This is a genomic window from Pseudomonas sp. YNh, assembly GCF_037993085.1.
In the GTDB taxonomy this organism is placed as follows: domain Bacteria; phylum Pseudomonadota; class Gammaproteobacteria; order Pseudomonadales; family Pseudomonadaceae; genus Aquipseudomonas; species Aquipseudomonas putida.
The window spans coordinates 99,516-111,669 of the sequence record NZ_JBBMRJ010000005.1 but is presented as its reverse complement, the minus strand read 5'-3'; the positions used below and the strand labels follow the sequence as shown (position 1 = coordinate 111,669).

Annotated in this window: 9 protein-coding genes; 3 read left to right on the top strand and 6 right to left on the bottom strand. The window is 63.1% G+C overall.

Translation table 11 applies throughout. The features are described from left to right. Window positions 1-55: 55 nt before the first annotated feature. The 6 genes from prpD to WF331_RS06340 all read right to left on the bottom strand — a co-directional run bounded on the left by prpD (window position 56) and on the right by WF331_RS06340 (window position 8,671). Window positions 56-1,540 carry a 2-methylcitrate dehydratase gene (prpD, locus tag WF331_RS06365; RefSeq protein WP_284363491.1) on the bottom strand — a complete coding sequence of 495 codons (1,485 nt, stop codon included), beginning with the start codon at window positions 1,538-1,540 and terminating at the stop codon, window positions 56-58. 166 nt (window positions 1,541-1,706) lie between these two features. After that, window positions 1,707-2,897, bottom strand: coding sequence for a 2-methylaconitate cis-trans isomerase PrpF (gene prpF, locus WF331_RS06360; protein ID WP_340622737.1), 1,191 nt, complete (start codon window positions 2,895-2,897; stop codon window positions 1,707-1,709). A 150-nt stretch (window positions 2,898-3,047) separates the two neighbouring features. Further along, window positions 3,048-5,636 carry a Fe/S-dependent 2-methylisocitrate dehydratase AcnD gene (acnD, locus tag WF331_RS06355; protein ID WP_016500531.1) on the bottom strand — a complete coding sequence of 863 codons (2,589 nt, stop codon included), beginning with the start codon at window positions 5,634-5,636 and terminating at the stop codon, window positions 3,048-3,050. A gap of 191 nt (window positions 5,637-5,827) precedes the next feature. Next, window positions 5,828-6,955, bottom strand: a complete 1,128-nt coding sequence (gene prpC / locus WF331_RS06350) for a bifunctional 2-methylcitrate synthase/citrate synthase (protein ID WP_016500532.1) — start codon at window positions 6,953-6,955, stop codon at window positions 5,828-5,830. A 112-nt stretch (window positions 6,956-7,067) separates the two neighbouring features. Further along, window positions 7,068-7,958: a methylisocitrate lyase gene (gene prpB, locus WF331_RS06345; RefSeq protein ID WP_016485912.1), complete on the bottom strand. Its 891-nt coding sequence runs from the start codon at window positions 7,956-7,958 to the stop codon at window positions 7,068-7,070. Then, window positions 7,955-8,671, bottom strand: coding sequence for a GntR family transcriptional regulator (locus WF331_RS06340; protein ID WP_016500533.1), 717 nt, complete (start codon window positions 8,669-8,671; stop codon window positions 7,955-7,957). The genes prpB and WF331_RS06340 overlap by 4 nt, the downstream gene beginning before the upstream one ends. Before the next feature lie 306 nt (window positions 8,672-8,977). Here WF331_RS06340 and rloA point away from each other — a divergent pair, with 306 nt between their 5' ends. From rloA to WF331_RS06325, 3 genes are read left to right on the top strand one after another with little or no spacing between them, the layout of a single operon-like run. Next, window positions 8,978-9,514, top strand: a complete 537-nt coding sequence (rloA, locus tag WF331_RS06335) for a retropepsin-like aspartic peptidase RloA (RefSeq protein ID WP_016500534.1) — start codon at window positions 8,978-8,980, stop codon at window positions 9,512-9,514. Between the two features lie 5 nt (window positions 9,515-9,519). Then, on the top strand, window positions 9,520-11,055 hold the full coding sequence (rloB, locus tag WF331_RS06330) for an osmotic stress tolerance membrane protein RloB (RefSeq protein WP_016500535.1): 1,536 nt from the start codon (window positions 9,520-9,522) through the stop codon (window positions 11,053-11,055). Further along, window positions 11,055-12,035 carry an alpha-L-glutamate ligase-like protein gene (locus WF331_RS06325; protein WP_016500536.1) on the top strand — a complete coding sequence of 327 codons (981 nt, stop codon included), beginning with the start codon at window positions 11,055-11,057 and terminating at the stop codon, window positions 12,033-12,035. The genes rloB and WF331_RS06325 overlap by 1 nt, the downstream gene beginning before the upstream one ends. The last annotated feature ends 119 nt before the right edge of the window (window positions 12,036-12,154 follow it).

The window sequence follows — 12,154 nt, the reverse complement described above, 5'->3', positions numbered from 1 at the left end:
AAGAAAGCCCTGGCAGCGATGCCGGGGCTTTTTGTTTTAGCCTGTACCGGCCACCTCAGATCACAAACAAATCCACAAACCTGTGCACCGCCATACCCTCCAGCTGCTGCTGGTCCTTGCATACCTCCACAATCTGCGCACACCGCTGACGAGCAAAACGCGTCCCCAGGTTTGCCCTGAACTTGGCCTCCAGCAACGGTATGCCCTCCCCTCGCCGCCGCCGATGCCCGATCGGGTATTCCACCACCACTTGGTCAGTGCTGCTGCCATCCTTGAAGAACACTTGCAGCGCGTTGGCGATCGAGCGCTTGTCTGGCTCCAGGTACTCGCGGCTGAAGCGCAGGTCCTCCACCACTTCCATCTTCTCGCGCAGGCGATCGATGCTTGGGTGGTGGGCATGGAAAGCATCTTCATAGTGCTCCGCCACCAAATGGCCGAAGATCAGCGGTACCGCCACCATGTACTGCAGGCAGTGGTCACGGTCGGCAGCATTGGCCAGCGGGCCGCTCTTGGAAATGATGCGGATCGCTGACTCCTGGGTGGTGATCACGATGCGGTCGATTTCATGCAGACGGTTGCGCACCAATGGGTGCAGGGTCACTGCCGCCTCACAGGCGGTCTGGGCATGAAACTCGGCAGGGAAACTGACCTTGAACAACACGTTTTCCATCACATAGCTGCCCAAGGCCTGAGGCAGACGCAGCTCGTACTGCCCGGCAGGCTTGAGCGCCAAGTCTTTGTTGGTATGACTGAACGATACGTCGTAGAACCCCCACTGCGGCGCCGTGAGCACGCCCGGCACGCCCATCTCGCCGCGCAGGGCGATATCAGCCAGGCGCACGCCCCGGCTGGAAGCATCGCCCGCCGCCCAGGACTTGCGAGAACCGGCATTGGGCGCATGGCGGTAAGTGCGCAGGGCCTGGCCGTCGACGAAGGCGTGGGACAAGGCCGAGAGCATCTGCTCGCGATTGGCCCCCATCAGCCTGGCACACACGGCGGTTGAGGCCACCTTCACCAGAATCACGTGATCGAGCCCGACACGGTTGAAAGAATTTTCCAGTGCCAGCACACCCTGGATCTCATGGGCCATGACCATTGCCTCAAGCACATCGCGCATCAGCAGCGGCGCCTCACCCGCTGCGACGTGCTTCTGCGACAGGTGATCAGCCACGGCCAGTATGCCGCCAAGGTTGTCCGAGGGATGAGCCCATTCAGCGGCCAGCCAGGTGTCGTTGTAGTCCAGCCAGCGCACCGTGCAGCCGATGTCCCAGGCGGCCTTGACCGGGTCGAGGCGGTAGGCGGTGCCAGGAACACGGGCGCCATTGGGGACCAGCGTGCCTTCCACCTGAGGGCCGAGGAGTTTCGTGCATTCGGGGAAGCGCAGGGCCAGCAGGCCGCAGCCGAGGGTGTCCATCAGGCAGTTGCGCGCGGTGGCCAGGGCTTCGGCGGAATCGACCCGGTAGCCGAGGGCGTAATCGGCCAGGGTCTGTAGCACCCGGTCGTAATCCGGGCGGTCGTTGAGGTCTACGTTGGCGCTCATATCCAGCTCCCTTCAGAATTGCCGGAGCTGCTGTGCAGCCCTTCGCGGGCTCGCCCGCTCCCACAGGGATATCACAGCATTCAAACCCTGTGATTACCTGTGGGAGCGGGCAAGCCCGCGAAGGGCCGCAAAGCGGCCCCTCTTGAAGCCGAGCGCCAGTGGTGCTTTAGAAGCTATCGCCAGGCACGCGAACCCAGCCCTCCATCAGCACGCGAGCACTGCGGCTCATGATTGCCTTGGTCACTGTCCACTCACCCTCCACCCGGCGCGCCTCGGCCCCGACCCGCAAGGTGCCCGAAGGGTGGCCGAAACGCACAGCGCTGCGCTCGCCCCCGCCAGCGGCGAGGTTGACCAGCGTGCCCGGAATGGCCGCTGCGGTGCCGATCGCCACCGCCGCCGTACCCATCATGGCATGATGCAGCTTGCCCATCGACAAGGCCCGCACCAACAGGTCGACATCCCCTGCCTGTACCACCTTGCCACTGGACGCAGTGTAGGTGCTCGGTGGCGCAACGAACGCCACTTTTGGTGTGTGCTGACGCCCGGCAGCCTGGTCGACATTGTCGATCAAGCCCATGCGCACGGCGCCATAAGCACGAATGGTCTCGAAACGCAGCAGCGCCTGCGGGTCGCCGTTGATGGCGTCCTGCAGTTCGGTACCGGTGTAGCCGATATCCGCCGCGTTTACGAAGATGGTCGGAATGCCAGCGTTGATCAGGGTCGCCTTGAAGGTGCCGACACCCGGCACCTCCAGGTCATCGACCAGGCTGCCAGTGGGGAACATCGCACCGCCGTCGTCACCGTCGTCGGCCGCCGGGTCGAGGAACTCCAGTTCCACCTCGGCCGCCGGGAAGGTCACCCCGTCCAGCTCGAAGTCGCCGGTTTCCTGCACTTCACCTTCAGTGATCGGGACATGGGCGATGATGGTCTTGCCGATATTGGCCTGCCAGATGCGCACCGTGGCGATGCCGTTGCGCGGAATGCGCGCCGGGTCGACCAGGCCACTGCTGATGGCGAACGAACCGACCGCAGCAGACAGGTTGCCGCAGTTGCCGCTCCAGTCGACGAACGCCTTGTCGATGCTGACCTGGCCGAACAGGTAGTCGACATCGTGTTCTGGCTTGATGCTTTGCGACAGGATCACGGTCTTGCTGGTGCTGGACGTGGCGCCGCCCATGCCGTCGATCTGCTTGCCGTAGGGGTCGGGGCTGCCTATTACCCGCAGCAGCAGTGCGTCACGGGCGGGGCCGGGGATCTGCGCCTGCTCGGGCAGGTCTTGCAGGCGGAAGAACACGCCTTTGCTGGTGCCGCCACGAATGTAGGTGGCGGGGATTTTGATCTGGGGTACATGTGCCATTGTCTTGGGCATCCTGATAGTCCGGTGAAATACCCTGGGGCTGCTATGCAGCCCTTTCGCGACACAAGGCCGCTCCCACAGGTACTGCGCCGCCCGTTGTGGGAGCGGCCTTGCGTCGCGATGGGCCGCAAAGCGGCCCCCGTTTCATGCTCAGGCGGTCGCTTCGAGGAAGTCCTGGGCAAAGCGTTGCAGCACCCCGCCCGCCTCGTAGATCGACACTTCCTCGGCGGTGTCCAGGCGGCAGGTCACCGGCACTTCCAGGCGCTCGCCATTGGCGCGGGTAACCACCAACGTGAGGGTCGCCCGTGGCGTACGTGCACCCAGCACGTCATAGGTCTCGCTGCCGTCCAGGCCCAGGGTTTTGCGGTCAGTGCCTGGCTTGAACTCCAGCGGCAACACGCCCATGCCCACCAGGTTGGTGCGGTGAATGCGCTCGAAGCCTTCGGCGACAATGGCCTCGACACCCGCCAGGCGCACGCCCTTGGCCGCCCAGTCGCGGGACGAACCTTGGCCGTAGTCGGCGCCGGCCACGATGATCAGCGGCTGTTTGCGCTGCATGTAGGTTTCGATCGCCTCCCACATGCGGGTCACCTTGCCTTCCGGCTCGATACGCGCCAGCGAGCCCTGCTTCACGCTGCCGTCTTCCTTGCGCACCATTTCGTTGAACAGTTTGGGGTTGGCGAACGTGGCACGCTGGGCGGTCAGGTGGTCGCCGCGGTGGGTGGCGTAAGAGTTGAAGTCCTCTTCCGGCAAGCCCATTTTCGCCAGGTATTCACCGGCGGCGCTGTCGAGCATGATGGCGTTGGACGGCGACAGGTGGTCGGTGGTGATGTTGTCCGGCAGCACCGCCAACGGCCGCATGCCGCGCAGGGTACGTTCACCGGCCAGCGCGCCTTCCCAATACGGCGGGCGGCGGATGTAAGTGCTCATCGGGCGCCAGTCATACAGCGGCGCCACCTTCGGCCCGCGGTCTTCCTCGATGGCGAACATCGGAATGTACACCTTGCGGAACTGCTCTGGCTTGACCGCGGCACGTACCACGGCGTCGATCTCTTCATCGCTCGGCCAGATGTCCTTGAGGCGGATTTCCTTGCCATCGACCACGCCCAGCACATCCTTCTCGATGTCGAAGCGGATCGTGCCGGCAATGGCATAGGCCACCACCAGCGGCGGCGAAGCCAGGAAGGCCTGCTTGGCATACGGGTGGATACGCCCGTCGAAGTTGCGGTTACCCGACAGCACGGCGGTGGCGTACAGGTCGCGGTCGATGATTTCTTGCTGGATCACCGGGTCCAGCGCGCCAGACATCCCGTTGCAGGTGGTGCAAGCGAAGGCGACGATACCAAAACCGAGTTGCTCCAGCTCCTTCTCCAGCCCGGCTTCTTCCAGGTAAAGCTGCACAGCCTTGGAACCTGGCGCCAGCGACGACTTGACCCACGGTTTGCGGGCCAGGCCAAGCCTGTTGGCATTGCGTGCAATCAGGCCAGCAGCTATCACGTTGCGCGGGTTGCTGGTGTTGGTGCAGCTGGTGATGGCGGCAATGATCACCGCACCGTCCGGCATCTGCCCCGGCACCTCTTCCCAGCTGCCGGCAATGCCTTTGGCTGCCAGGTCGCTGGTGGCCACGCGAGCGTGCGGGTTGGACGGGCCGGCCATGTTGCGCACCACGCTCGACAGGTCGAAGCTCAGGGTGCGCTCGTAGACGGCGCCGCCCAGGCTGTCGGCCCACAGGCCGGTCGCCTTGGCGTAGGTTTCCACCAGCTTGACCTGCTGCTCTTCGCGGCCGGTCAGGCGCAGGTAGTCGATGGTCTGCTGGTCGATGGCGAACATCGCGGCGGTGGCGCCGTATTCCGGGGCCATGTTGGAAATGGTGGCGCGGTCACCCAAGGTCAGCGCGCGGGCGCCCTCGCCGTGGAATTCCAGGTAGGCGCCGACGACTTTCTGTTTACGCAGGAATTCGGTCAGGGCCAGCACCAGGTCGGTGGCGGTGATGTTCGGTGCCAGCTTGCCGGTCAGCTCGACGCCGACGATTTCGGGCAGGCGCATCCACGAAGCGCGGCCGAGCATCACGTTTTCGGCTTCCAGGCCACCAACGCCAATGGCGATCACGCCCAGGGCGTCGACATGCGGGGTGTGGCTGTCGGTTCCGACGCAGGTGTCCGGGTAGGCCACGCCGCGGTCGCTATGAATGACAGGCGACATCTTCTCCAGGTTGATCTGGTGCATGATGCCATTACCCGGCTGGATCACGTCGACGTTCTTGAACGCCTTCTTGGTCCAGTTGATGAAGTGGAAGCGGTCTTCGTTGCGGCGGTCTTCAATGGCGCGGTTCTTTTCGAAGGCCTGTGGGTCGAAGCCACCGCACTCCACTGCCAGCGAGTGGTCGACGATCAGCTGCACCGGCACCACCGGGTTGACGGCGGCCGGGTCGCCACCCTTGTCGGCGATGGCATCACGCAGGCCGGCGAGGTCGACCAGCGCGGTCTGGCCGAGGATGTCGTGGCACACCACGCGGGCCGGGAACCACGGGAAGTCGAGGTCACGCTGGCGTTCGATCAGTTGGCCCAGCGAGGCGTCGAGGGTGGCCGGGTCGCAGCGGCGCACCAGGTTCTCGGCGAGCACGCGGGACGTGTAAGGCAGGCCGTCGTAGGCGCCGGGCTTGATCGCCTCGACCGCCGCACGGGCATCGAAGTAGTCCAGGTCGGTGCCTGGAAGGTGCTTGCGGAATGCTGTGTTCATATCGTTATCAGGCTCGGTCACGGTACGGTCGTGGATAGCGTTCTAATTGCTGCCCTGTATTGGCTGCTCCGGCCTCATCGCCGGCAAGCCGGCTCCCACAGGTACAGCACTAGCTACAAGGGCGGTGCAACACCTGTGGGAGCTGGCTTGCCGGCGATGAGGCCGGAACAGGCCACCCCACAGGTTCGGTTTCAGCGCTGCTCGATCGGCACGAACTGGCGCTGCTCGACGCCGACATACTCGGCGCTCGGACGGATGATGCGGTTGTTGGCACGCTGTTCGAAGACATGCGCCGCCCAGCCGGTCAGGCGCGAGCAGACGAAGATCGGGGTGAACAGCTTGGTCGGGATACCCATGAAGTGGTACGCCGAGGCATGGTAGAAGTCAGCGTTGGGGAACAGCCGCTTCTGCTCCCACATGGTCTTGTCGATGGCTTCGGAAACCGGGTACAGCACCTTGTCGCCCACTTCGTCGGCCAGCTGCTTCGACCAGCCCTTGATCACCTCGTTGCGCGGGTCGGACTCTTTGTAGATGGCATGGCCAAAGCCCATGATCTTGTCCTTGCGCTCCAGCATGCGCAGCAGCTCGGCGGTGGCTTCCTGCGGGCTCTGGAAGCGCTCGATCAGCTCCATCGCCGCCTCGTTGGCACCGCCGTGCAGCGGGCCGCGCAGCGAGCCAATGGCAGCGGTGACGCAGGAGTACAGGTCGGACAGGGTCGAGGCGCAAACGCGGGCGGTGAACGTGGAGGCGTTGAACTCGTGCTCGGCGTACAGGATCAGCGACACGTTCATGACCTTGACGTGCAGCTCGCTCGGCTTTTTGCCGTGCAGCAGGTGCAGGAAGTGGCCGCCGAGCGTGTCTTCGTCACTGGTGCAATCGATGCGCACGCCATGGTGGGTGAAGCGGTACCAGTAGCACATCACTGCCGGGAACAGCGCCAGCAGGCGGTCGGTCTTGTCGCGCTGGGCTTCGAAAGTGAGCTCGGGCTCCAGGGTACCCAGTACCGAGCAACCGGTGCGCATCACGTCCATCGGGTGGGCGTCACGCGGGATACGCTCCAGCACTTCCTTCAATGCTTGCGGTAGGTCACGCAGGCCCTTGAGCTTGAGCTTGTAATCGGCCAGCTCGGCCTGGGTTGGCAGCTCGCCGTACAGCAGCAGGTAAGCGACTTCTTCGAACTCGGCACCTGCCGCCAGGTCACGCACGTCGTAACCCCGGTAGGTCAGCCCGGCACCGGCCTGGCCAACGGTCGACAGTGCGGTCTGGCCGGCCACCTGGCCACGCAGGCCTGCGCCACTGAGTACTTTCGCTTCGGCCATGGTGTTTCTCCTTTCTTGAATTTGTTATGGATTTCTTGCTGGCTAATTCGGTTCGCCTGTGCCGGCCTCTTCGCGGGTAAACCCGCGAAGAGGCCGGCACAGGCGCCATCACTTACCCTTTCTTCTGGGCAAACAGCGCGTCGAGGCTCTGCTCGAAGGCGTGGTAACCAATGGCATCGTAGAGCTCCATGCGGGTCTGCATGGTGTCGATCACGTTTTTCTGTGTGCCGTCGCGGCGCAGCGCGGTGTACACGTTCTCGGCGGCCTTGTTCATGGCACGGAACGCCGACAGCGGGTACAGCACCAGCGACACGTCGACCGAGGCCAGCTCTTCGGTGGTGTACAGGGGCGTGGCGCCGAATTCGGTGATGTTGGCCAGAATCGGTGCCTTCACCCGATCAGCGAACGTCTTGTACATCTGCAGTTCAGTGATGGCTTCCGGGAAGATCATGTCGGCGCCAGCCTCGATGCAGGCCTCGGCGCGATCAAGGGCAGCGTTCAGGCCTTCGACGGCCAAGGCGTCAGTACGCGCCATGATCACGAAGCTGTCGTCGCTACGGGCATCGACAGCGGCCTTGATGCGGTCGACCATTTCCTGCTGGCTGACGATTTCCTTGTTCGGTCGGTGGCCGCAGCGTTTGGCGCCAACCTGGTCCTCGATATGGATGGCAGCAGCGCCAAACTTGCTCATCGAACGTACGGTGCGGGCGACGTTGAAGGCCGACGCACCGAAGCCGGTGTCGACATCCACCAGCAACGGCACGTCGCACACGTCGGTAATGCGGCGCACATCGGTGAGCACGTCGTCCAGGCCGGTGATGCCCAGGTCCGGCAAGCCCAGCGAGCCTGCGGCCACGCCGCCGCCGGACAGGTAGATGGCCTTGAAGCCGGCGCGCTTGGCCAGCAGGGCATGGTTGGCGTTGATGGCGCCAACCACCTGCAGGGGATGTTCGGCAGCAACGGCGTCGCGGAAACGCTGACCGGGGGTGCTCTTCACAGTCATTTCTCACCTCGTGGGCTGTTGTTGTGGGCGTCCAGATAGTGACGCTCGATGTTGCGCTTGGACGCGCCGATGTGGCGGCGCATCAGGAGTTCGGCCAGCTCGCCGTCACGGTCGGCGATGGCATCGAGGATGCGGTGGTGTTCGGCAAAGGCCTGGCGTGGCCGATTGGGCGTGGCAGAGAACTGGATGCGGTACATGCGCACCAGTTGGTACAGTTCGCCGCACAGCATCTTGACCAGGGTCTGGTTGCCGCTGCCCTGGATGATCCGGTAATGGAAGTCGTAGTCGCCTTCCTGCTGGTAGTAACCCACACCAGCCTGGAATGCGGCATCGCGCTCATGGGTATCAAGCACACGGCGCAGTTCGTCGATGTCGCCCTGACTCATGCGTTCGGCTGCCAGGCGGCAGGCCATGCCTTCCAGCGACTCGCGGATTTCGTACAGTTCGATCAGTTCAGCGTGGTTCAGCGATACCACCCGCGCGCCCACATGCGGTACGCGCACCAGCAGGCGCTGGCCCTCCAGGCGGTGGATGGCCTCGCGCAACGGCCCACGGCTGATGCCGTAGGTGCGCGCCAGCTCCGGCTCGGAAATCTTGCTGCCGGGGGCAATTTCGCCCTTGACGATGGCCGCCTGAATGCGCCGGAAGACGTTTTCAGACAAGGTTTCCGTTTCGTCTGTCAGCACCGGGCTGGCGGTGGAAAGGTCCTGCATATTGTCGACACCTTGAAAATCTCTTTGCCAGAAATTAGCGAAAACACGCTCGCCAGTCAAAGACAAAATGAACATTGTCGACAATTGTCTAATAACGAACTAACCCCCGCCCGGTGCTGTCAGATCGCGCACCGCTGGCGTCAAGACGTCGGCGTGATAGAATGCCGCGCCTCCGATGGGGTATGGATAGCCTGTCTGTCATACATTCATGCTTGTTGACAGATAAAAGAGGAAGCTTGCGCAGTAGTTGCCAGTCGCCTTGACCAGAACCTTGCCTAGAACCTTGCACTGCACCGCGCCAGGATTATGAGACTTACACCCGTTTTATTGCTGCTATGCCTCACCCTGCTGCCGGCCCTTGGTCAGGCTGCGGGCAAGACCGTCTATGGTCTCAACGAATATGCACGGCTGGGCGACCTGGACCTGGAAGTGGCCGCCAAGCTCGACACCGGCGCCAAGACCGCCTCGCTCAGCGCCCGCGATATCAAGCGGTTCAAGCGCAACGGCGAAAGCTGGGTGCGCTTCTACCTGGCCATCGATGCTGCCCACTCGCACCCGATCGAGCGCCCGCTGGCACGCGTAAGCAAGATCAAGCGCCGGGCCGGCGACTATGATGCCGAATCGGGCAAGGCCTACACGGCACGCCCGGTCATCGAACTTGAAATCTGCATGGGCCAGGCCATGCGCACCATCGAAGTCAACCTCACCGACCGCAGCGCCTTCCAGTTCCCGCTGCTGATCGGCTCCGAGGCGCTCAAGCACTTCGACGCGCTGGTCGACCCAAGCCTTAAATATGCGGCCGGCAAACCTGCCTGTGCCACCGACGCTCACAAAGCAGAGTAATTCCGATGCGCTCTCTTACCCTCCATCTGAAAGTCCTGATCACCGTACTGGTGCTACTGGGTGTGGCGGTCACGGCTTACCAGATCTTCTTCCTCGGCATCCCGGTGACCGAGGATGAAACCGACGACCTGTGGAACATCGACGCCAAGGTCGAGTTCGTGGCCAGCACCAAGGACCCGGTCAAGGTGCAGATGTTCGTGCCGCCGCTGAACCGCGACTATGTCAGCCTCAACGAGAGTTTCATCTCCAACAACTACGGGGTGAGCGTCAACCGTGCCGACGGTAACCGCAAGGTCACCTGGTCGGCCCGCCGCGCCAGCGGCAACCAGACCCTCTACTACCGCCTGGTGCTGACCAAGCGCTACAGCAACGAGAAGACCACGGTCAAAGGTCCGACCTTCCGTGACAGCCTGGCTATCGAAGGCCCCGAGAAGATCGCCGCCGAAGCCCTGATGGCGCCGATTCGCCAGCACTCTGCCGACGTCGAGACCTTCGTCAGCGAGACCATCAAGCGGGTCAACAACCTCAACGACGACAACGTCAAGCTGCTGCTGGCCGGCGACACCTCGCCGATGAAGAAAGCCCAGATCATCGACCTGCTGCTGTCGATCGCCCACGTACCGATGGAAAAGGTGCACACCATCCGCCTGGTGGCCGACACCCCGCAAACCCCGGAACTGTGGCTGCGCAGTTTCAACGGTAACGACTGGCTGTACTTCAACCCGGACACCGGGGAGCAAGGCCTGCCCAGCGACCGCCTGCTGTGGTGGACCGGTGACGACAACCTGATCACCGTCGATGGCGGCAAGAAGGCCAACGTCACCTTCAGCATGAACAACAGCGAGATGAACGCCATCCGCCTGGCCAAGCTGACCGACGAGAACACCGACGCCGACTTCCTCGAGTACTCGCTGTACAGCCTGCCGCTGCAGACCCAGCAAACCTTCATGATCATGGTCATGATCCCTATCGGCGTGCTGGTGATCCTGGTGCTGCGCAACCTGATCGGCTTGCAGACCCTGGGTACCTTCACCCCCGTACTGATCGCCCTGGCCTTCCGCGAGACCCAACTGGGCTTTGGCATCGTGCTGTTCACGGTGATTACCGCGCTTGGCCTGTCGTTACGCTCATACCTGGAACACCTCAAGCTGCAAATGCTGCCACGCCTGTCGGTGGTGCTGACCTTCGTCGTGGTGCTGATCGCCGCCATCAGCCTGTTCAGCCACAAGCTGGGCCTTGAGCGCGGGCTGTCGGTGGCATTGTTCCCGATGGTGATCCTGACCATGACCATCGAGCGCCTGTCGATCACCTGGGAAGAACGTGGCGGTGGCCATGCCATGAAAGTGGCCATCGGCACCCTGTTTGCAGCCTCTTTGGCGCACCTGCTGATGATGGTGCCGGAGCTGGTGTACTTCGTGTTCACGTTCCCGGCCGTACTGCTGATCCTGGTGGGCTTCATGCTGGCGATGGGCCGCTACCGTGGCTACCGCCTGACCGAACTCGTGCGCTTCAAGGCATTCCTGAAGAAGGCTGACGCCTGATGTTTGGCCTGATCAAGACGTGGAAAGCCCTGGAGGCCCGGGGCATCATGGGTATCAACCGGCGCAACGCGGACTACGTGTTGAAGTACAACAAGCGCAGCTTGTACCCGATCGTCGACGACAAGATCATCACCAAGGAGCGCGCCCTGGCGGCCGGTATCCATGTGCCGGAAATGTACGGCATCATCGAAACCGAGAAAGAAATCGACAAGCTCGACCAGATCATTGGCGGGCGCAGCGATTTCGTCATCAAGCCGGCGCAAGGCGCCGGCGGTGACGGCATCCTGGTGATCGCCGACCGCTTCGAGGACCGCTACCGCACGGTGTCGGGCAAGATCATCAGCCATGAGGAAATCGAACACCAGATTTCGAGCATCCTCACCGGCCTGTACTCGCTGGGCGGCCACCGCGACCGCGCGCTGATCGAGTACCGGGTTACCCCCGACCAGATCTTCAAAAGCATCAGCTACGAAGGCGTGCCGGACATCCGCATCATCGTGCTGATGGGGTACCCGGTAATGGCCATGCTGCGCCTGCCGACCCGCCAGTCCGGCGGCAAGGCCAACCTGCACCAGGGCGCCATCGGCGTGGGCGTTGACCTGGCCACCGGCGTGACCCTGCGCGGTACCTGGCTGAACAACATCATCAGCAAGCACCCGGACACCACCAATGCGGTGGATGGCGTGCAGCTGCCGAACTGGGACGGCTTCATGAAGCTGGCCGCCGGCTGCTATGAACTGTGCGGGCTGGGCTACATCGGCGTGGACATGGTGCTGGACCAGGAAAAAGGCCCGCTGATCCTGGAGCTAAACGCCCGCCCGGGCCTTAACATCCAGATTGCCAACGACTGCGGCCTGACCCAGCGCACCCACGCCATTGAGGCGCATATCGAAGCGCTGGCCAAGGATGGCATTACCGAAGATGCCGAACAGCGGGTTCGGGTAGCACAGGGTTTGTTCGGGCACGTGCCTAACCGCTGAATTGCCGGGGCTGCCTTGCAGCCCATTCGCAGCACAAGGCTGCTCCTACAGGTACTGTGCAGGCTTGCTGGGCTGCGTTTCACCTGTAGGAGCAGCCTTGTGCTGCGAATGGGCCAAAC